Genomic DNA, 17,693 nt, shown 5'->3' on the forward strand with positions numbered 1-17,693 from the left:
CCGGTGCGCGGTGTCACGGAATATCCCGTGAGACCGCGGGGTTGGAGGTCGCACCATGACTGACGTCGCTGCCCCGAGGACACTGCAGTCCACCATCGATGCGCTCTTGCCGCGCGTCCATGCCCACCTGGACGCCTACGTCGTTCACGCGCGCGACGCTATGCCTGTCGCCGCGCCGGACTACTCGCGGCTGTGGGATCACCTGGGCGCTCAGTTCGTCGGCGGCAAGAACCTGCGGCCCGCGCTGACGATCGCCGGATACCTAGGTCTCGGTGGTGACGATCCCGATGCCGTGATCCCCGTGGCGGCCGCCATGGAGATGCTCCACACGGCGATGCTGGTGCACGACGACATCCTCGATCGCGATGAGGTGCGCCGCGGCAGACCCAACATCGCGGGGCTGCGGCGCGCCGAACTCGAGGGTCTGGGCCTGCCCGCCGCGACCGTTGACACCCAGGTGCAGGCCGCGGCCCTCCTGGGAGGCGACCTCGCCCTGTCGAGCGCCTACGACCTCATCGTGCGCTCCACGCTCCCTGCCCACCATCGCATCGCGTGCCTCGACCTGGTCACGCGGGCCATCCGTTCCACCATCGCGGGTGAGCCTGCTCGACGTTTACGGTGACATCGACCCTCTGGAGCGGGCAGACCCTCTGTTGGTCTCCGCCCTCAAGACGGCCTGGTATTCGTGCGTGGTACCGCTGCTTGCGGGAGCCCGGCTCGCGGGCGGCGACCCGACCATGCTGGCGCACCTCGAACGCCTGGGCCTGGCCCTGGGTGTCTCGTTCCAGATCATCGACGACGACCTCGGCGTCTTCGGCGACCCCGCCGTCACAGGGAAGTCGCGCCTGAGCGACCTGCGGTCGGGCAAGCGCACCGAGATGATGCGGCTCGCATGGGAGAAGGCCGATGCCGCGCAGCGGTCCACACTCGAGGCGCACCTGGGCGATCCCACCTTGGGCGAGGAGGGGGCGGCCGCGGTGCGCGCCATCCTGGTGGACACCGGCGCCCGCGATGCCGCGCTGCGGACCGCACGGGTGCGTGCGCGCGCGGCGTCCCGCATCGCTGCCGAGCGCATCCCCGCCCCGCTCAGTGGACACCTCGTCGCGCTGATCGACGGTCTCCTGGGGCGTGCCTCGTGAGGGGCAAAGGAGCCGCAGGGCACCACGACGACGACACGTCGCTTGCGTTGTTCGATAAGGCGGCCGCCGCGGCCTCCGCGCAGGTGATCGCGCACTACTCCACCAGTTTTGGGCTGGGAGCGCGGCTCCTGCCGCGACAGATGCGCGGACACATCGCCAACATCTACGCCATGGTGCGCGTCGCCGACGAGATCGTGGACACCTACCGAGGAGACGACGCCGCCGAGGTGCTGGACCGCTTCGAAGCAGAGGTGCATCGTGCCATGTCCGGCCGGTTCTCCGCAGACGTGGTCGCCCACGCGTTCGGTGCCACCGCTGCGAGCGTGGGGATCTCCCGCGCCATGGTGGATCCGTTCTTCGCCTCCATGCGCATGGATCTCACGGTGGCGGATCATGATGAGGCCTCGTTCGCGGCGTACGTGTACGGCTCCGCCGAGGTCATCGGGGAAATGTGCCTCGCCGTCTTCATAAACGCCGGGGGTGGCCCGGCACCGCTGGACCCCGAGCTCGCGGCCGGCGCGAGGCGGCTGGGCGCGGCCTACCAAAAGGTCAACTTCCTGCGCGACCTCGGTGCCGATGCCGAGACGCGCGGCCGCTCCTACTTCCCCGGCATCGATACGGCCAGGCTCACGGACGCCCAGGTTGCCACGCTGGTCGACGACTGTCGCGCGGACATCGCCGCGGCGCGCGCCACCGTCGACGGACTGCCGCGACGCGCACGCACCTCCGTCGCCACCACCGCCGACATCTACGAGGACCTGCTCGACCGCATCGCGGCAACCCCCGCATCGGCCCTTGCTGGCAGGCGCGTGCGCGTGCCCGGCCTGACCAAGGCGCGCCACGCGCTGCGCAACCTCGCGGGCCGCACCAGCGTTCAGGCGGTGCCGTGAGCGACGGCATCGTCGTCATCGGCGGCGGCGTCGCGGGGCTGGCCACGGCGGCACTGCTGGCCCGCGGCGGTGCGAGGGTGACCCTTCTGGAACGCCACGACACCGTGGGTGGACGCGCGGGCCGGCTCGAGGTGGACGGCTTCACCTTCGACACGGGGCCGTCCTGGTACCTCATGGAGGACGCGTTCGCGCACTACTTCACGCTGTTGGGGCGCGACGTCAAGGCCGAGCTCGACCTGGTGGACCTCAACCCCCGGTACCGCGTGTACTTCGAGGAGGCACCCGGTGCGGGCGGCGCCCTCGACGTCACGGCGGACCCCGCAGCCAACTGGGCGGCCTTCGATGCGCTGAGCCCCGGTGACGGCGATGCGATGCGTCGCTACGCCCATGCCGCCGGCGACCGCTATCGGCTCGCGCTCGATCGCTTTCTCTACACGACCTTCGAGCGGCCGGACAGGTCGCTCGACGCGGCCACGCTTCGCCGACTGCCCGAACTCGCGGGGCTGCTGACGCGATCGCTGGGCTCCTCGATCTCCTCCCAGGTGCGCGACCCTCGCCTGCGCCAGGTGCTCGGATTCCATGCCGTGTTCCTGGGCTCCGCGCCCGATCGCCTCCCCAGTCTGTTCTCGCTCATGAGCCACCTCGACCTCATCGAGGGCGTGCGCTACCCCCGCGGCGGCCTCTACGCGGTCGTGGAGGCGCTGCGCGCCGCCGCAGAGGCCGAGGGGGTCACGATCCGCACCGGCGCACGCGTCACGCGGATCGTGGTCGAGCGTGGCCGAGCCACAGGGGTCCAGGCTCGACACCGGTGAGGTGGTGGCGGCCGATGCCGTGGTCTCCGGCGCAGACATGCATCACACCGAGACCGCGCTGCTGTCACCCGAGCACCAGTCGCGCCCCGAACGGACCTGGCGACGCAAGCGACCCGGCGTCAGCGCGCTCATGGTCCTCGCCGGGGTGGAGGGCGAGCCTTCCCGAACTCGCCCACCACACGCTCGCGTTCACCCGCGACTGGGACGCGAACTTCCGCGCCATCATGGACGACCTCACGGTGCCACATCCGGCATCGATCTACGTCTCACGCACCTCCGCCACCGACCCCTCGACGGCGCCCGATGGCCACGAGAACCTGGCGATGCTGGTGCCCTTCCCCGCGGACCCGGCCCTCGGCGCCACGGCCGCCTCACGCGCCGCCCTCGACCAGCACATCGCGCGGTACCTGGACCAGGTGGGACGCTGGGCGGGCATCGACCGGCTCCGCGAACGCACCTCCGTCAAGAAGGTCCTGACCCCGCACCATTTCGCGACCGAACTGGGCGCCTGGCGAGGAGGCGCGCTGGGGCTCGAGCACTCGCTCGCTCAGTCGGCGATGTTCCGGCCATCGAACGTGTCCGCGAAGGTCCCCAACCTGCTGTTCGCGGGATCCTCGACGGCGCCCGGCATCGGCGTGCCCATCTGCCTCATCTCGGCGGAGTTGGTCGCCAAGCGGCTGCTCGGCGACACCGGCGCCTCACCGTTGCCCGCTCCGTTGCCCGCCGGCTATCTGGCACGCTCCAAGCGGGCCGATGGACTTGGCGCCCTGGCGCGCTCGCTCGCCACAGGGGAGGCGCCGTGACGCACTGGCTGTACCTGAGCGCGCTGCTCATCAGCATCGGCGGCCTGGCCACCCTGGACTGGCGGTACCGGGTCGCCCTGTTCGCCGAGCCGCGTCGCACCGTCCTGACGCTCCTGATCGCGGTGGCGTTCTTCCTGGCCTGGGACCTCGTGGGCACCGGCCTTGGCATCTTCTTCATCGGCGCCGGCCCCTACCAGTCGGGGATTCTGATCGCGCCAGAGGTACCGCTGGAGGAGGTCTTCTTCCTCACCCTCCTGACGTATCAGACGCTGCTGCTGTGGCGGGCCTTCGCGCGCAGGCGGGAGGCGGCATGACGTACGTGATCCTTTCCGTCGCCGTGTTGGCCCTCCTGGCGGTGGCGTGCCTTCCCGTGCTGAGGCGACTGCCGCATCGGCCGCTTGTCCTGACCGGCCTCGTGCTCCTCGCGCTCACCGTGGTGTTCGACAACATCATCGTGGGGCTCGAGATCGTCGCATACGACGAGGACCTCATCTCCGGCGTCACGATGCCCATCGCTCCCCTCGAGGACCTCGCCTACGCGATCGGTGCCGTCCTCCTGGTACCCACGCTGTGGGAGTCGCTCGGCGGGCGCACTGCCTCCGCAACGGAGGCGCCATGATCGGCGCCCTCGTGCGGGCCTCGCGCCCCATCGCCTGGATCAACACCGCCTACCCGTTCGCCGCGGGATACCTCATGGCCACGCGCGACGTCGATGCGGTGTTCATCGTGGGCACGCTGTTCTTCCTGGTGCCGTACAACCTGCTGATGTACGGCATCAACGACGTCTTCGACTACGAATCCGACCTCGCCAACCCCCGCAAGGGCGGCATCGAGGGAGACGTGGTGCGAGACCGCGGCGAGGCTCGCCGCGTGCACCGCGCCATCCTGATCGCGTGCGCGGTCACCGTGGTGCCCTTCATGGCATGGCTGCTCGTGGCCGGCGACGCCTGGGCGGCGTTCACCCTGGTTCTCGTGGTGTTCGGCGTGATCGCCTACTCCGCCCCGGGATTGCGCTTCAAGGAGCGGCCCTTCCTCGACTCGCTCACCTCGGCGCTGCATTTTGCTGGACCTCTGCTGTACGCGCTGGTGCTGGCCGACGTGCCCCTGACCGGCGCCAACGTCTGGCCCGTCTGGGTAGCGTTCATCCTGTGGGGGATGGCCAGCCATGCCTTCGGAGCCGTGCAGGACGTGAACGCCGACCGCGCGGGCGGCATCGGTTCCGTGGCGACCGTGATCGGTGCGCGCGCCACGGTGCGGCTTGCCGTCGTGCTGTACCTGGCGGCATCGGCCCTGCTCCTGGCGCTGCCGTGGCCCGGCATCCTCGCCGCGGCCCTACCTCTCGCGTACGCCGCGTCCACGGCGCGCTTTTGGGCCATCACGGACGCGACCTGCGAGGAGGCCAACCGCGGCTGGCGCACGTTCCTGTGGCTGAACCAGCCCGTGGGCTTCCTCGTGACGATCCTGCTGATCGTCCAGTGGAACGGCTGGGCTTAGAGCCTGCGCCCCGGCCCGCGCCCGCGGTGCTTCTTGTGCACGGCCTGACGCGTTACCCCGAGGTCCACGGCGATTTGCTCCCACGTGAGGCCGTCGTTGCGAGCGCGGCGCACCGCGGCCGCCTCGTCGCGCTCAATCTGGGCTCGCTGACGCCGAACTTCTTGAAGTGCGGCACGGACGCCATCGGGGTCCCGTTCCTCGGCCATCGTCACCATCACACCCGCCCTCTCGCCTTGTCAACATAGGTTGACAACGTCAACACTAGTTGACAGATGGGGGCTCCGGAGAGCGTTTCGCCGAGGGCGGAGGGCTAGCGGCGCACCAGCGGCGACAGGCCAGCGGAGCGTGCCTCGGCATCGGGCAGTCCACAGACCTCAAGCCAGTTGGCGAGCAGGCGGTGTCCGCCCTCCGTCAGCACCGACTCAGGGTGGAACTGCACGCCGTGAAGCGGCAGGTCGCGATGCTTCAGGCCCATGATGATCCCGTTGTCGGTGCGCGCGGTGACCTCCAGCACGTCGGGAACGGTGTCCTCCTCGACGGCAAGCGAGTGATACCTGGTCGCCGTGAACGGCGAGGGCAGCCCCACCAGCACGGACTCGCCGCGGTGCGAGACCTGCGACGTCTTGCCGTGCATGAGCTCGGGCGCGTGACTCACGACGCCGCCGTAGACCTCCGCGAGCGCCTGGTGCCCCAGGCAGATGCCGAGCATCGGCGTCCCCGTGCGCGCGCAGTCGCGGATCACATCGTTGGAGCCGCCCGCCTCGGCCGGCGTGCCGGGGCCCGGGGACACCAGGACGCCGTCGTACTCCTCGAGCGGACCCGCGTCGGGCACCGCGTCGTTGCGCACCACGACCGTCTCGGCGCCCATCTGACGCAGGTAGCCCACGATCGTGTAGACGAACGAGTCGTAGTTGTCGATCACCAAAATGCGGGTCATGGCGCCTCCTCGATGGTGGGGTCCTGGATGGGCAGGCTGGGTCGAGACCCAGGGAAAGACCCATTCGAACAGGACCATGACGATCGCTGCGATCACCACGATCAGCAACAGGATCTTGAGCCACGCCGCACCGGGCATGCGGCTCCACAGCCAAGTCGAGATCATGAGGGCACCTCCAGGAGTTCCGCGGGAACACCATGGCCCGTGGGGGCCCAGTAGTCGAGTTCGCCGTAAACAACCCAGCGCTCGGCGGCCGAGTACTCGGGGTGGCACGTGGTGAGCGTGATGAAGCGGCCCGTGGCACCCGCGGACGGGTCGTTCGGCGTGGGGGCGATGACCTCCACCGCCGAGGGGTCCACGATCTCCCAGTCCGTGACGTGATAGACGGCCCAGATGTCGGCGGTCTGGATCACCAGGTAGTCGCCCTTCTGCAGGCTCATCCACCCTGTTGAACGGCTTACCGTAGGTGGTCCGGTGACCCGAGAGCGCGAAGTTGCCCGTCTCGCCAGGCAGTGCGGTGTCCGGGTAGTGGCCGATGCCGAGGGGGTCCAGGACGTCGCGGCGGGTGTCGCCTTCGGAGATGGGACGGACATAGTCGTCGCCCCAGCGAGGCACCATCATGGTCGCGAAGGTCTCCGTGTACGCCGGGTACTCCATGGCGGGCGGGTCCTCGTCCGTCACCTTGAGGTCGTCGGGGATGGTGTCGGTGGTGGAGGCGGCGATGTCGCCGCCCACCACATCAGCGTCCGCCCACGCGAGTTCTTCCACAATCTCGCGCTGGGCGCGGTCACCCTGGACGTCGGTGTAGAAGAACCACACCACGTACAGGCCCAGGAGCACGCCGGCGAGGATCAGGAGTTCGCCCACCACTCCGAGGACGGTGATGCCACGACGGGGCTTCACGTGCGCGGGCGGGTGGTCCGCGGTCTCGACGTCAGCGGGTGTGCTCATGGTGGCTCCAGCGTACGGGACAAGGCAGGCGCTTCAGAAGGGTCGGCGGACGCGCTCTGGACGGCCTCGTGAGCGTGTCCACGTCCCCTGGGTACGCTAGGGGCAGCACCGCCCGGCAAGGTCGGGCCCGAACGACAACGGAGAACTAGCGTGGCCGTCTCGAAGAAGCGCGACAAGAACGTCTACAAGGCGCCGAAGAACCTCGGCAAGACCGAGTCGGGGAACCCCAAGTGGCTCGTCCCGACGGCAGTGACGCTGCTCGTGCTGGGCCCCGCGTGGATCGTCGTGTACTACATCACCCGCGCCAACTACCCGCTGCCGATCGGCGACTGGAACCTCGTGGTGGGCTTCGCGTTCATGGCGGCGTCCATGGCGCTCTTCACGCGCTGGAAGTAGGAACTACACCCGTGTAGTTCTCCCCAGTTGGGGACAACGGTGGGGATAACTACACGGGTGTTATTCACATATCCCCAGCGTTATCCCCAGTTTTCCCCCGTTCTTCTCCGCTGATCCACGGTTTATCCACAACGTTGTGGGGCGGATGTGACAGGTGTGACACCTGTGACAAAAGTCGAGGGGTGTGCTGTGGATAACTTTCCGCGTTGTCCACCACTCCCCAGGGTGTGGGGATCGCGTCTCGCGCGCTCGGTGCCTGTGGAGAAGTCGCCCACGCGAGGCTGCTCGGCGCGACGCTCGCCGCCCCGGGGGTGCGCCTGTGTGCCGCCAGGGACCCGATGGCGAAGGCTCAGCGGGCGCGGTCCAGCGGGCGCGACTCAGGAGGGCGCGATCGAGCGGGCGCGACTCAGGAGGGCGCGCCCGTGCGTCCCGGGCGCACGTGGCGCCGGGACAGCGTTGCCTAGCGCCCAGCGCGCGCGGCAGCCTCGCGCTTATCGACGCCGCGGAACATCAGGAGCATCGTCGCCGCGCCGATGACTGCGCCGCCCAGGTGGCCCTGCCACGACAGGCCAGAGAAGATCCCCAGCCCTGGCACAAACTCCGCCAGGAGCGGGCCGCCGATGAAGATCGCGGCGATCACGAGGACCTGGGTGTACGGCAGTCGCAGCCTCTTGAGCACGATGCCGTAGGCAGCGATGAGGCCAAAGATCGCGCCCGAGGCGCCGCCGTGCACGCCGCTGCTCGCAAGCAGCACCACGCCGAGCGACGCGCCGATCTGCGATGCCGCATACAAGCCAAGGAAGCGCCAGCGGCCCAGGGCAGGCTCCAATGCCTGACCCAGCCTGCCACAGCGCGAGCATGTTCATGCCGATGTGCCACAGTCCGAAGTGCACGAACCCTTCGGTGATCCACCGGTACGGCTCGGTGCCCAAGCCGAAGAACTGATCGGTGACTCCGGGCACAAGGCCCCAATTGAGGTACCACTGCTGCGTTCCGATGACGGCCGTGCCGTACAAGAACGCCAGCACGTTCAGCCCGATGAGCACGTACGTCACGAGCGGGGGCCGGCCGTCATCGTGAACCCCAGACGCGACCGGACGGGCCGGGCCTGGGCCTTCGCCTCATTGAGGCAGTCGACGCAGAGAACCCCCACGGGCGCGGGGCGCTGACACTCGGGGCATGCCGGCCGCTCGCACCGCTGGCACCTCACATAGGAGACGCGGTCGGGGTGACGAGGGCAGGTCGGCGCGCCTGCGCCCGCGGGGGTGGTCACTCGCTTACTCGGAGATGGTCACCGAGGTGATGATGATGTCCTCACGGGGACGGTCGCGGCCATCCGTCGCGGTCGTGGCGATCTTGTCGACCACGGCCTTCGACTCGTCGTCGGCGACCTCGCCGAAGATGGTGTGGCCCTGGTTCAGGTGAGGCGTCGCACCGACGGTGATGAAGAACTGCGAGCCGTTGGTGCCGCCGGGCTGACCGGTGATCGGGTTGAGGCGCTTACCCGCGTTCGCCATGGCCAGGAGGTAGGGGCGGTCGAACTGGTTGTTCGGGTGGATCTCGTCGTCGAAGGTGAAGCCGGGGCCGCCGGTGCCGGTGCCGAGCGGGCATCCGCCCTGGATCATGAAGCCCTCGATGACACGGTGGAAGGCGATGCCGTTGTAGAACGGCTCGTTGCTCTTCTCGCCGGTCGCGGGGTGCGTCCACTCCTTCTCGCCGGTGGCGAGTCCCACGAAGTTCTTGACGGTGGCGGGGGCGTCGTTCGGCATCAGGTTGATGCGGATGTCGCCAGCGGTGGTTTCAATGGTTGCGATCATGCGGAACATTCTTCCACGGCTCTCGCGTTGACAGTGGGTAGATGCCAAGATGAGAGACCAGGAAACCCTGAGACCGTACGGAGGCAGCACAGTGGGACGCAAGAAGCACCAAGCCAAGGACGTGGACAAGTACAGGGCTCAGGCCGAGGAGGCCGCCGCCAAGGCGAAGATCGCCGCTGACCAGGCCACCGCATCGGCCAAGGCTGCCGCCAAGCGCGCCCAGGAGTGGGCTGGCCCTCAGGTCAAGAAGGCGCAGGAGTGGGCGGGCCCGCAGGTAGGCAAGGCCGTCGCGTGGGGTGCCCCCAAGGCGGAGAAGGCGTATCACGCCGGCGCCCGCAAGGCCTCGCCGTACGTGCGCCGCGCGGGCGGCAAGGCCACCGAGTGGACGGACATCGCCCACGCCGCCATCGTGGGTGCCGCGATTCCCGCTGTGATCAGCGCCGTCGAGGCCGCCGCTGTGGAACCCAAGAAGAAGAGCGGCGGTTTCGGCAAGCCTGCTGATCGCTGGCGCCCTCGTCGCCGCAGGCACCGCGGCGCTCGTGGTGTGGGCCCGTCGTGACCCGGGCCGCGACGAGTGGGCCGGTGAGGACGACGAGTGGCAGTTCGACACCGACGGTGACATGAAGCAGCAGCGCGCGACAACGTCAACAAGGCAGTGGACCAGGTGACGGCCGCCGCGAAGAAGGGTGCCGATGCGGCCAGCGCCGCAGGCAAGGACGCCCTGGACAAGGCCGCCCCCACCATCGACAAGGTGAAGTCTCAGGCCGAGGACGCGCTCGACAAGGTCGCGGGCCAGGCTCAGGACACGATCGAGAAGGTGAAGTCCACCGCGACCACCGAGGCGGAGAAGGTCAAGAACGGAGTGGAGGAGGCACGCTCACGCGCCACCAACGCGGCCGTCGACGCCATCGACGATGCCGAGGACGTGTGGGAGGACGAGGGCCTCACGGACGAGACCCCCACCGCGAGCGACACCAAGAAGAAGAAGTAGTTCAGGCTCTCCGTCTCAGGGGTTCGGCGCCACGCCGGGCCCCTGATTCACGTCCGGGGCGCTACGCCCCAGCCGCGCCGACCCACTCCACGCGGCGATCGCGACACCCACGATGATCAGGACATCGCCCACGGAGAACGTGTTGGCGAGCGGCAACGGCTCCGGCCACGCGAACACATCGCCCAGCCACGGCAGCACCGCGTCGTCCACTACCGCCGAGTTCGCAAAGTCGGATCCGGGGTCGATCCCTGCGGCCTCCACCGCTCCCGCGCGAGCCGGCAGCACGCCTCCGTTGAGGGCGATGGTGAGCCCGTTGGACAACGCGCCCGCGCCCACCACGAGCGCTCCCGGCACGGCACGGTTGAGCCACAGGAACGCCAGCGCCGCGACATACGTGAGGATGTGAAGCACAGGGGCAGCACCATGCAGCGCGTCGAACTCGATGATCACGATCTGGGCCGCGAGCGCTCCCCAAATCAGCACGGGCCACCGCCAACGGCGCAGCAAAAGCGTGGCGGGCCAGCGGCCCGCCACGAGGGGAGAGGCGACGGCGAGAACGCCGAGGGCGAGGATCAACATTCAGGTCACCCTCACGCGCCGTTGCCGGGCAGGCTTCACGGCGTCACGCCGCAGGCGCTCGTCGATCTGATCGGCGGGCATGGGCCTGCCCAGGTGGTGGCCCTGGCCAATGACGTCGCCGAACACCAGCAGGTCAAGGGCCGTGGCCTCATCCTCGATACCCTCCGCGACCACCCGCAGGCCCAGGGCGAGGGCAAGGCTCGATGGTGGAACGCACAATGATCCGGTCATGATCGACCGAACGGATGTGCGTCACGAACGACCGGTCCACCTTGAGTTCGTCGATCTCCAGGCGGCGCAAATAGGCCAGGGAGGCATTGCCCGTGCCGTAGTCGTCGATCGCGACCTCCACGCCCAGCGCCCGAAGGCCCCTGATGACGATGTCGGCACGCACCGCATCGGCGAGAATGCCGGTCTCGGTGACCTCCAAGACCAGGGCGCCCGCGGGAACGCGATGGCGACCCAGGGCATCGGCCACCTGGGCCGTGAGCGCCAGGTCGGAGAGGTGGCGGGCGGAGAGGTTCACCGAGACCCGGATCTCGTAACCCTGCTCGCGCCAGTGTGCAAGGTCGCGCAGCGCGCGGTCGAGGACGAACGCAGTGATGGAGAACACCAGGCCGGAGTTCTCGGCCAGCGGGATGAAGGCGTCGGGCGGCACCACCCCGCGCTGCGGGTGATGCCAGCGCACCAGCGCCTCGACGGCCACCACCGTGCGGTCGGCAAGCCTCGCCTGCGGTTGGTAGACCACGCGCAGTTGGTCGTCGGTGATCGCCGCGCGCAGATCGGCAAGCAACTGCAGCCGCTCAAGGGTGTTGACGTCGAACTCCTGGGAGTACAGCGAGATCCGGTCGCGCTCGACCTTCGCGTGATACAGCGCTATATCAGCGTGCTTCATCAGCGTCTCGACGTCCGCGCCATGCATGGGCGCCACGGCGACGCCCGCGCTGGCGCGCACGAGGAGTTCGAGCGAGTCCACCTGAATGGGGTCCTCGAGCGCCCCCAGCAGGTCATACGCGACCTGCCGCGCGGCGGCCAACCCGCCCGTCACGACCACCGCAAACTCGTCACCGCCGAGGCGGTGCACGGTAGCGCCAGGCGGCGCCGCCCCCACCAACCGGCCGGCCACCTGACGAAGGATCGTGTCGCCCACGGGGTGCCCGAGCGTGTCGTTGAAGTCCTTGAAGTGGTCGAGGTCGAGCAGCACCAGACCGGGCCCGGACGCGCCCTCGGACCGAGAATCGGCCAGCGCACGCCCCAGGCTCGTGGTCCGCCTGGCTGCGGTTGCCCAGGCCCGTCAGCGCATCGTGCGTCGCGTCGTGCGCATGCCGGGCGGCCGATGCCGCGAAGAGATGCGCGGCAACGACCGGCCCGGCGAGAAGAAGAATGACGCCCACTCCCTCGTTCGCGATCGCGGCGGCGATGCCGCCCACGCTCAGCAGGACCAGGTGGGTGACGATCGAGTGGCGGGCGTCATGACGCATGACCTCGCCCAGCGGCGCATTCATGGCGAGCGCCACGACTCCAGCGACCAGCAACCAGTTCACGCCCACCATGACGACGCCGCCCGCGAGCAACGCGGGAAGCGGGGGGGGGCGTATCGAGCGGGGCGTGGAGCGTGAAGCCGTCCGTCAGGGCGAGATACACGAGGCCGCCCGCGAGCACGCTGAGGGCGTACTGGGCGGTGTTGAACAGCGACTTGGTGGGGGACCTGCGCTGCAGGATGTCGTCGGTGAGGCTCGCGATCACCTGGACGGCGACCGCGACGCCGATGCCTGCGACAGCGATCAGGGCCAGGATGAACGGCGCCGAGGTGGACAGGGTGCGTGGCTCAGCGTCGCCGAGGACCAGGCGGATGGGCTTCACCTCGCCAGCGATGGCGGCCAAAGCAAGGAACGCACACGGCCACCACAGCGGCGAGGCACCCGCGTCTCCCCACGGCGTCAGGAGCAGGGTGGCGGCGACGCCCAGAACCCCCGCGACGCTGACGAGGGTGACGTATATCGACAGCGACGAGGGCGATGAGCGCCTCACAGAGCGCCCACCGCCCCCGCCGGAGGTCGTGCTTAGTTCCACTTGTAGCCGGCGCCGACAATCACGGCAACGGCGACGATGGTGCTAGCGCTGGCCGTCGCGCGGACGACCTTGCTGTTGTTGAGAAGGTTCCACTTCTTCATAGGTGACTCCCCTGGACTTAACGGAACGATGTGCGTAGCAGGAGGCCACCCATGACGAACCCCGGGGCCCGGCCAAGACCGGGTCTCGCGGTCGTGCCATCGTCCACGGAGGTGACGGTCGCCGATTGACGACCGCACTCCATCCTCCCCCATCGACGGCCCGAAGGGAAGGGAAGTTTCGTCACTGCAGGGCATGCACCAGGCGTTTCACGGAGGCCGCGGCCACGTAGGTGGGAGCGGCTGGTGCCTCCTGAACATCCGAGACCACGGTGCCGCCGTAGGGGTCGGTGGCGGTCAGGTACCAGCCGTCGCCCGCATGGCCTCCGTCCCACGCAGCGCTCACGGTGTCACCCGCGGGCACCTGCGAAAAGTCCGCGATGCTCGCGCCCTCGAGCGCGTCGACGCGCAGGCTCGTCGCTGACGAGCCGATGCGGTTCCGCGCGAATGCCCGCGCGCGCATAGGGGATGGTGAACTCCTGATGTTCGTCGTCAAGCACCCGATGCACGGCGTCGTAGTCGCCCAGGTAGTCGGAGTAGGTGCGCACCTGGATGGTCTGGCTGTCGTTGTCGAAATGCAGGAGCCTCAGGTAGCCCTCGCCGCCGTTGGGCAGGTCCTGGTAGTCGAACAGCATCGACGTGACGGTGCGATCATCGACCCCGTCGCCGTCATCATCGAACGAATCCAGGCGCGTATAGGCGTCGTGATAGTGACCCGAAAGCACGAACTTCACGTTGGGGTTGGTGGCCACCACCTCGTCGTGAATCCGCTGCGGCAGCGGGCCGAGGCCGCCGGTGGTGAGCATGTACTCGTGCAGATTCACGAACGCGATGCGCTCGGGGTACGCCGCGAGGACGTCGTTCATCCACGCGATCTGGTCGTCACCCGCGCCCCACCCCATGTACACGAACAGGAAGTCGATGCCGCCGGCGCTGACCAGGTCGTAGTGCCCGCGGTTGTCGAGGTGGTCGCCGCCCCACCAGGGGTTGTCCTCGTAGCGCTCGGCACCGAACCACTGCGAGAACTGCGTGTAGTCGTTGGTCGTCTGGTTGACGTCATGGTTGCCCGCGAGCAGGCCGTAGGGCAGTCCCGCGTCGTCGAGGTCGCCGTACGTGGGGTCGGCCCGCAACCATTGCTCCTGCTGGCCCGACCAGTCGACCACGTCTCCCGTGTGGACCAGGTACTGGAGGTTGAGGTCGTCGCGCTGCGCGAGCAGGTAGTCGTGGATCGACGTCTGGCGGTCGTAGATGTCCGCCTGGGCGTTGTAGTACTGGGTGTCGGACTCCCACGCGAGGGTGAAGTCGTACTCGGAGCGCGGGGTGTCGTCGGCGTGGTGCTGTTCGGCGACGTCCTCGCGCGGGGAGAGGTCGGGGCCCGCCCAGCCGATGCCGTGTTGCACCACAGCGGTGAGGGTGCCGTCGCGGGCCAGCGAGGCGTCGACCACGGCCTCGAGGGTGACGGTGTCATCGGCCGATGCGGTGGTGACAGTATCGACGGCTGTCCAGGTCTCGGCGTCCTCGTCGAGGACGCTGAGGGTCAGCCGCGCGTCCGCATCGGCGCTGCCGGTCCACACGAGCCGCACCTGGGCGGAGCCCTCGGGGACGTCGGCCTCCAGGAGGACGTAGGGCAGCGCATCCGCGCCCTCGGTGGTGACAGCAGCATCGTCGCTCGCCGCGAGCGCGCGCAGCGTCGTCGCGTCCGCCGCGGTGCCGCCGGAGCGGTCGGTGGCGGCGGCATCGGCCACGGAGCCCGTCGTCACGGCGACGTCCTCACCAAGCACAAGCCTGCTGGCCCCGTGCGAAGGCGACGTCGAGCGGGTCGGCCGAGGCGTCGTCGACGGTGGCGCTCAGCAGGAGGCCGTCTCCGGAGGTGACGGTGCGGGTGGTGGCGACCGTGGGGTCTTCACGCGGAATGGTGAACGGCACGGACGCGGTGGAGACGTTGCCCACCCGGTCCGTGGCGGTGATGGTCGCGACGTGATCGCCGGGGGTGTCGGTCAGGGACGACAACGCGTGGGGGAGGCGAATGCTGCGGCCGTCGAGCGACGCGGCGACCTCGGCCACCCCGGCGCCGGGGTCGTCGGCGGCGACGTCCAACTCGGTGTCGCCGCGCACCTGGGCGTCCGCCGCGAGCGTGGGGTCAAGCACCGGTGCGGTGTTGTCGACGCGGAGGTCGAGGCTTGCTGTGTGGTCGCCGTCGGTCGCGGTGAAGGTGTGATCGCCGTCGGCGGCGGCGGTGGTGTCCCAGGTGTAGCCGAGCGCGGTGAAGGCATCATCGGGGACGTCGAAGGTGACCTCGAGATAGTTCAGCGCGCCGGGGTTGTCGCCCACGTCGATCCACTCGGTCGCGTCGGTGATCTCGCGGGGGCGCAGGATGCGGCCGTCGGGCAGGCCGAGCCGCACGTTGCGCGCCATGAAGTCGTCGTTGACCTCGTCGGGGTCGATCTCCGGGGCGGCCTTGGTGCCCGAGTAGATGCGGGCCACGACCGGCTCGCCGGGATTAACCGCGTCGAGGGGCAGCGGCGTCTCGACGGTCTCCGTGGTGCCGAGGAATCCCTCGTCGAAGACCTCCAGCACGTCACCGTCGACGATGACGCCGTGACGGAAGTACGGGTCCGTCAGCGTGGCGTCGAAGGCCAGGATGGGCTCGAATTCGAGTTCTGGCTCGCCGTCCACCTCCACGCCGTCGATGGCGAGGGTGTGGGTCGCGGGGTAGGCGTCGCCTCCGGCGACGAGGCGCTGAGTTCCGGCGACGTAGGCGCCGTTGGCCCTGGTCAGCGGCGGCGCGACGAGGGGCTCGACCAGGTCAGCGCCGAGCGGCTGAGCGTTGTGTCCGCCGCCGATGCGCAAGGCCTCGGGTTCGCGTGCACGTGTCACGGTGGTCTCGGGTCCGTGGAGCACTTGGCTGCCCGCCGTCACCGTGAAGCGGTAGGTGAAGGCTCTCGCGGCCCACGGTGTCCGCGCCGGAGAGGTGGAAGCGGAACTTGCCGATCTCATCCTTGGTGAGGCTGTGGCGCACCGGCGCGGTGTCGCGGTTGTTCCACACCTCGATCTCGACGCTGTGGAGCAGTCCGTCGTCGTTGGCCCATGCCTCCAGGTCGAGCGTGGTGCCGGGCGTGAACTGGGTGGGCGACTCATCGCGGAGCCGGGGCTCGCGGCCCTGAGGTGCCGTGGCGATCAGCGCCGCGTCGGCGTGCGTAGCGGCCACGCCTGGGCTGGGGGCGGCCAGCCCCTCGCGGGCGTTGATGCCACCGGCGTCCTCGGTGGGGGCGTACTGCACTCCCGCGAGGTGTGCGGCATCGGCGTTGCCGTCCTCGTTGTAATAGGCCCGCGCCGCCTGGATGCCGGAGTCCGTGAGGATCTCGAAACCGCGCATCACGGAGTTCGACAGGCCACTGGCGTCCACCATGCCGAGCGTCTCGCCCTCGACCAGCGCCGTGCCGTAGGCGGCGTTGAAGTCCGCCACCGAGAGGCCGCGCGTCGCCTCGGATCGGATCCACAGCACGAGCGTGGCTCCGGGCGCGAGGACGATGTCCTGCGTGGTGGTGGGCCATTCGACGGTCGAGATGGGGTTCAGGTCCGCAAGCGGGTAGACGTACCTGATGCGGAAGTCGTCCCACGCGAGCGCGCCGTCGGAGGCGTTGCGCACTTCGACGTACTCGAACGCGTCCGTGCCATCGTAGTTGGGAGAGTTCGCCACGATCTCGCTGATCTGGAGCACGGGGTCGTAGCGCTCCGGTTCCGGTGGCGGCCACACCACCGTGGGCAGGGGCGCGGCCGATGCGGCGGTCGCGGCTGCCCCCTCGGTCGCCTGGGCCTGTGGCCCTGCGAGGGTGACGGCCGCCACGAGGGAGGCCACGGCGAGTCGGCGAAGAGTGACGCTCACGGTCGAGAGTCAACCCACGCGACACCCACGCGGCAATCAGATCCGGCCCTTTGCGTCGAAGGTTCACCGGGGCGTCACGGGACCGTCATGTCCATCGCCGATGCGTCATCTGCGGTGGGGCGCGGCGCTAGGGTCGTTGCTGTGGAGAGCCTTAGATCCCTGCGACCTCGCGCCATCGTCACCGCGGGTGTCGCACTGCTCGCCCTGACGGGCTGCATGGGCGAGGCCGAGAGCCCGGCCCCGAGCCCCGCGATCACGGTGACCCGCACTGCCACTCCGTCGCCATCGGCCACCGAGCCGGCCGAGGCCGCACCCTTCGCCGCCCCGGGTTCCACGGTGGCGGGCGGGGATGACCTGGTCCTGCCCGCCCTCGCACAGGACGCCGCCGGCACGCAGACCGAGGTGGCCATCGCCTTCACGCTCGGTGACGTCGAGACGGGCGAGATCGACGACCTCGCGGGCGTCCTCACCGATGCCGAGGTCGACGAGCCTGTGGTACCAATACCCGGTGTTCGTGCACTACACGGCGACCGTCAGCGGGCCGCAGGTGCCCGCAGATTTCACCATCACCGAACCCGCCTCCGTGACCGGCACCACCACCACGGGCGGCGAGGCGTCCGCCCCTGAGGGCGAGGGCGCACCGTCGACGTGCACGCCCGTGGACGTGGCGGCGTTGTCGGCGGACGGCACCGCCGAGGGCTGCTGGACGCTGCTGGTGAGGTACGACGCCGAACTCACCGGCGTGCGCTACTCGGGAACGTTCCAGGGCACGGCCGCCGACTACATGACCGCGCCGGTGACCTGGGAAGTGCAGTAGCCGCCGATCG

General features: G+C 69.3%; 27 protein-coding genes and 2 pseudogenes. 14 read left to right on the forward strand and 15 right to left on the reverse strand.

What is annotated here, in order from left to right; all coding sequences use genetic code 11:
* Nucleotides 1-55 precede the first annotated feature (55 nt).
* The 8 genes from QQK48_RS08330 to QQK48_RS08360 all read left to right on the forward strand — a co-directional run bounded on the left by QQK48_RS08330 (nucleotide 56) and on the right by QQK48_RS08360 (nucleotide 5,138).
* On the forward strand, nucleotides 56-622 hold the full coding sequence (locus QQK48_RS08330; protein WP_284328142.1) for a polyprenyl synthetase family protein: 567 nt from the start codon (nucleotides 56-58) through the stop codon (nucleotides 620-622).
* The gene (locus tag QQK48_RS08335) at nucleotides 597-1,139 is read left to right on the forward strand and encodes a polyprenyl synthetase family protein (protein WP_284328143.1); all 543 of its coding nucleotides are present in this window, start codon (nucleotides 597-599) and stop codon (nucleotides 1,137-1,139) included. Before QQK48_RS08330 ends, QQK48_RS08335 begins: the two co-directional genes overlap by 26 nt.
* Nucleotides 1,136-2,029, forward strand: coding sequence for a phytoene/squalene synthase family protein (locus QQK48_RS08340; protein ID WP_284328144.1), 894 nt, complete (start codon nucleotides 1,136-1,138; stop codon nucleotides 2,027-2,029). Before QQK48_RS08335 ends, QQK48_RS08340 begins: the two co-directional genes overlap by 4 nt.
* Nucleotides 2,026-2,841: a phytoene desaturase family protein gene (gene crtI / locus QQK48_RS19640; RefSeq protein ID WP_348523539.1), complete on the forward strand. Its 816-nt coding sequence runs from the start codon at nucleotides 2,026-2,028 to the stop codon at nucleotides 2,839-2,841. The genes QQK48_RS08340 and crtI overlap by 4 nt, the downstream gene beginning before the upstream one ends.
* 224 nt (nucleotides 2,842-3,065) lie before the next feature.
* Nucleotides 3,066-3,644 carry an FAD-dependent oxidoreductase gene (locus tag QQK48_RS19645; protein WP_348523540.1) on the forward strand — a complete coding sequence of 193 codons (579 nt, stop codon included), beginning with the start codon at nucleotides 3,066-3,068 and terminating at the stop codon, nucleotides 3,642-3,644.
* Nucleotides 3,641-3,958, forward strand: a complete 318-nt coding sequence (locus QQK48_RS08350; protein WP_284328145.1) for a lycopene cyclase domain-containing protein — start codon at nucleotides 3,641-3,643, stop codon at nucleotides 3,956-3,958. The genes QQK48_RS19645 and QQK48_RS08350 overlap by 4 nt, the downstream gene beginning before the upstream one ends.
* Nucleotides 3,955-4,263 carry a lycopene cyclase domain-containing protein gene (locus QQK48_RS08355; protein ID WP_284328146.1) on the forward strand — a complete coding sequence of 103 codons (309 nt, stop codon included), beginning with the start codon at nucleotides 3,955-3,957 and terminating at the stop codon, nucleotides 4,261-4,263. Before QQK48_RS08350 ends, QQK48_RS08355 begins: the two co-directional genes overlap by 4 nt.
* Nucleotides 4,260-5,138, forward strand: a complete 879-nt coding sequence (locus tag QQK48_RS08360; protein WP_284328147.1) for a prenyltransferase — start codon at nucleotides 4,260-4,262, stop codon at nucleotides 5,136-5,138. The genes QQK48_RS08355 and QQK48_RS08360 overlap by 4 nt, the downstream gene beginning before the upstream one ends.
* Here QQK48_RS08360 and QQK48_RS08365 read toward each other — a convergent pair.
* From QQK48_RS08365 to QQK48_RS19650, 4 genes and pseudogenes are all read right to left on the reverse strand, one after another.
* Nucleotides 5,135-5,344, reverse strand: coding sequence for a hypothetical protein (locus QQK48_RS08365; protein WP_284328148.1), 210 nt, complete (start codon nucleotides 5,342-5,344; stop codon nucleotides 5,135-5,137). The two genes, QQK48_RS08360 and QQK48_RS08365, sit on opposite strands and share 4 nt — an antisense overlap.
* 104 nt (nucleotides 5,345-5,448) lie before the next feature.
* Nucleotides 5,449-6,075 carry an aminodeoxychorismate/anthranilate synthase component II gene (locus QQK48_RS08370; protein ID WP_284329346.1) on the reverse strand — a complete coding sequence of 209 codons (627 nt, stop codon included), beginning with the start codon at nucleotides 6,073-6,075 and terminating at the stop codon, nucleotides 5,449-5,451.
* 161 nt (nucleotides 6,076-6,236) lie between these two features.
* Nucleotides 6,237-6,668, reverse strand: coding sequence for a sortase domain-containing protein (locus QQK48_RS21535; protein ID WP_431308411.1), 432 nt, complete (start codon nucleotides 6,666-6,668; stop codon nucleotides 6,237-6,239).
* Nucleotides 6,562-7,026: pseudogene (locus QQK48_RS19650) on the reverse strand (class E sortase); the annotation flags it as partial. The gene QQK48_RS21535 and the pseudogene QQK48_RS19650, both read right to left, overlap by 107 nt.
* Before the next feature lie 150 nt (nucleotides 7,027-7,176).
* On the opposite strand from QQK48_RS19650, the gene QQK48_RS08380 reads away from it, so the two are divergent.
* Nucleotides 7,177-7,422, forward strand: coding sequence for a cell division protein CrgA (locus QQK48_RS08380; protein ID WP_284328149.1), 246 nt, complete (start codon nucleotides 7,177-7,179; stop codon nucleotides 7,420-7,422).
* A gap of 460 nt (nucleotides 7,423-7,882) precedes the next feature.
* On the opposite strand, the gene QQK48_RS08385 is transcribed toward QQK48_RS08380, so the two are convergent.
* The 3 genes and pseudogenes from QQK48_RS08385 to QQK48_RS08390 all read right to left on the reverse strand — a co-directional run bounded on the left by QQK48_RS08385 (nucleotide 7,883) and on the right by QQK48_RS08390 (nucleotide 9,239).
* On the reverse strand, nucleotides 7,883-8,251 hold the full coding sequence (locus QQK48_RS08385) for a rhomboid family intramembrane serine protease (protein WP_284328150.1): 369 nt from the start codon (nucleotides 8,249-8,251) through the stop codon (nucleotides 7,883-7,885).
* Nucleotides 8,252-8,294: 43 nt separating this feature from the next.
* Nucleotides 8,295-8,477 (reverse strand): annotated as a pseudogene (locus QQK48_RS21540) (hypothetical protein); the annotation flags it as partial.
* A 222-nt stretch (nucleotides 8,478-8,699) separates the two neighbouring features.
* A complete protein-coding gene (locus tag QQK48_RS08390) occupies nucleotides 8,700-9,239 on the reverse strand; it encodes a peptidylprolyl isomerase (RefSeq protein ID WP_284328151.1) in 540 nt (179 codons plus the stop codon).
* Between the two features lie 91 nt (nucleotides 9,240-9,330).
* Between QQK48_RS08390 and QQK48_RS08395 the strand changes: the two genes are divergently transcribed.
* The 3 genes from QQK48_RS08395 to QQK48_RS08405 are packed head-to-tail and all read left to right on the forward strand — an operon-like array spanning nucleotide 9,331 to nucleotide 10,230.
* On the forward strand, nucleotides 9,331-9,798 hold the full coding sequence (locus QQK48_RS08395) for a hypothetical protein (protein WP_284328152.1): 468 nt from the start codon (nucleotides 9,331-9,333) through the stop codon (nucleotides 9,796-9,798).
* On the forward strand, nucleotides 9,779-9,907 hold the full coding sequence (locus QQK48_RS08400) for a hypothetical protein (protein WP_284328153.1): 129 nt from the start codon (nucleotides 9,779-9,781) through the stop codon (nucleotides 9,905-9,907). Before QQK48_RS08395 ends, QQK48_RS08400 begins: the two co-directional genes overlap by 20 nt.
* Nucleotides 9,904-10,230 (forward strand): hypothetical protein, encoded by a 327-nt coding sequence (locus QQK48_RS08405; RefSeq protein WP_284328155.1) that lies wholly within the window; start codon nucleotides 9,904-9,906, stop codon nucleotides 10,228-10,230. The genes QQK48_RS08400 and QQK48_RS08405 overlap by 4 nt, the downstream gene beginning before the upstream one ends.
* 15 nt (nucleotides 10,231-10,245) lie before the next feature.
* Here the strand turns inward: QQK48_RS08405 and QQK48_RS08410 are convergent, their stop codons facing one another.
* The 8 genes from QQK48_RS08410 to QQK48_RS08445 all read right to left on the reverse strand — a co-directional run bounded on the left by QQK48_RS08410 (nucleotide 10,246) and on the right by QQK48_RS08445 (nucleotide 16,866).
* Complete coding sequence (locus QQK48_RS08410) at nucleotides 10,246-10,809, reverse strand: DUF5317 domain-containing protein (RefSeq protein ID WP_284328156.1); 564 nt, start codon at nucleotides 10,807-10,809, stop codon at nucleotides 10,246-10,248.
* Nucleotides 10,810-10,983, reverse strand: a complete 174-nt coding sequence (locus QQK48_RS08415) for a hypothetical protein (protein WP_284328157.1) — start codon at nucleotides 10,981-10,983, stop codon at nucleotides 10,810-10,812.
* The gene (locus QQK48_RS08420) at nucleotides 10,958-12,013 is read right to left on the reverse strand and encodes a putative bifunctional diguanylate cyclase/phosphodiesterase (RefSeq protein WP_284328158.1); all 1,056 of its coding nucleotides are present in this window, start codon (nucleotides 12,011-12,013) and stop codon (nucleotides 10,958-10,960) included. Before QQK48_RS08420 ends, QQK48_RS08415 begins: the two co-directional genes overlap by 26 nt.
* Nucleotides 12,014-12,279: 266 nt before the next feature.
* Complete coding sequence (locus QQK48_RS08425; protein ID WP_284328159.1) at nucleotides 12,280-12,840, reverse strand: hypothetical protein; 561 nt, start codon at nucleotides 12,838-12,840, stop codon at nucleotides 12,280-12,282.
* Nucleotides 12,841-13,164: 324 nt separating this feature from the next.
* Nucleotides 13,165-13,344: a hypothetical protein gene (locus QQK48_RS08430; protein WP_284328160.1), complete on the reverse strand. Its 180-nt coding sequence runs from the start codon at nucleotides 13,342-13,344 to the stop codon at nucleotides 13,165-13,167.
* Nucleotides 13,331-14,740 (reverse strand): metallophosphoesterase, encoded by a 1,410-nt coding sequence (locus QQK48_RS08435; RefSeq protein ID WP_284328161.1) that lies wholly within the window; start codon nucleotides 14,738-14,740, stop codon nucleotides 13,331-13,333. The genes QQK48_RS08430 and QQK48_RS08435 overlap by 14 nt, the downstream gene beginning before the upstream one ends.
* A 10-nt stretch (nucleotides 14,741-14,750) precedes the next feature.
* Entirely contained in the window at nucleotides 14,751-15,857 is a 1,107-nt protein-coding gene (locus QQK48_RS08440) for a hypothetical protein (RefSeq protein WP_284328162.1), read from the reverse strand.
* A complete protein-coding gene (locus QQK48_RS08445; protein ID WP_284328164.1) occupies nucleotides 15,787-16,866 on the reverse strand; it encodes a lamin tail domain-containing protein in 1,080 nt (359 codons plus the stop codon). The genes QQK48_RS08440 and QQK48_RS08445 overlap by 71 nt, the downstream gene beginning before the upstream one ends.
* Nucleotides 16,867-16,953: 87 nt before the next feature.
* On the opposite strand from QQK48_RS08445, the gene QQK48_RS08450 reads away from it, so the two are divergent.
* Nucleotides 16,954-17,493 carry a hypothetical protein gene (locus tag QQK48_RS08450; RefSeq protein ID WP_284328165.1) on the forward strand — a complete coding sequence of 180 codons (540 nt, stop codon included), beginning with the start codon at nucleotides 16,954-16,956 and terminating at the stop codon, nucleotides 17,491-17,493.
* Complete coding sequence (locus QQK48_RS08455; protein ID WP_284328166.1) at nucleotides 17,450-17,683, forward strand: hypothetical protein; 234 nt, start codon at nucleotides 17,450-17,452, stop codon at nucleotides 17,681-17,683. The genes QQK48_RS08450 and QQK48_RS08455 overlap by 44 nt, the downstream gene beginning before the upstream one ends.
* The last annotated feature ends 10 nt before the right edge of the window (nucleotides 17,684-17,693 follow it).

Origin of the sequence: Demequina litorisediminis (assembly GCF_030161615.1) — a bacterium.
Lineage (GTDB): Bacteria > Actinomycetota > Actinomycetes > Actinomycetales > Demequinaceae > Demequina > Demequina litorisediminis.

Excerpts from the sequence above, each read along its gene's own strand:
- QQK48_RS08330 (WP_284328142.1), top strand. The coding sequence starts at position 56 with ATGACTGACGTCGCTGCCCCGAGGACACTGCAGTCCACCATCGATGCG.
- QQK48_RS19645 (WP_348523540.1), top strand. The coding sequence starts at position 3,066 with ATGGACGACCTCACGGTGCCACATCCGGCATCGATCTACGTCTCACGC.
- QQK48_RS08355 (WP_284328146.1), top strand. The coding sequence starts at position 3,955 with ATGACGTACGTGATCCTTTCCGTCGCCGTGTTGGCCCTCCTGGCGGTG.
- QQK48_RS08360 (WP_284328147.1), top strand. The coding sequence starts at position 4,260 with ATGATCGGCGCCCTCGTGCGGGCCTCGCGCCCCATCGCCTGGATCAAC.
- QQK48_RS08365 (WP_284328148.1), bottom strand. The coding sequence starts at position 5,344 with ATGGCCGAGGAACGGGACCCCGATGGCGTCCGTGCCGCACTTCAAGAA.
- QQK48_RS08370 (WP_284329346.1), bottom strand. The coding sequence starts at position 6,075 with ATGACCCGCATTTTGGTGATCGACAACTACGACTCGTTCGTCTACACG.
- QQK48_RS21535 (WP_431308411.1), bottom strand. The coding sequence starts at position 6,668 with ATGTCCGTCCCATCTCCGAAGGCGACACCCGCCGCGACGTCCTGGACC.
- QQK48_RS08390 (WP_284328151.1), bottom strand. The coding sequence starts at position 9,239 with ATGATCGCAACCATTGAAACCACCGCTGGCGACATCCGCATCAACCTG.
- QQK48_RS08410 (WP_284328156.1), bottom strand. The coding sequence starts at position 10,809 with ATGTTGATCCTCGCCCTCGGCGTTCTCGCCGTCGCCTCTCCCCTCGTG.
- QQK48_RS08450 (WP_284328165.1), top strand. The coding sequence starts at position 16,954 with ATGTCCATCGCCGATGCGTCATCTGCGGTGGGGCGCGGCGCTAGGGTC.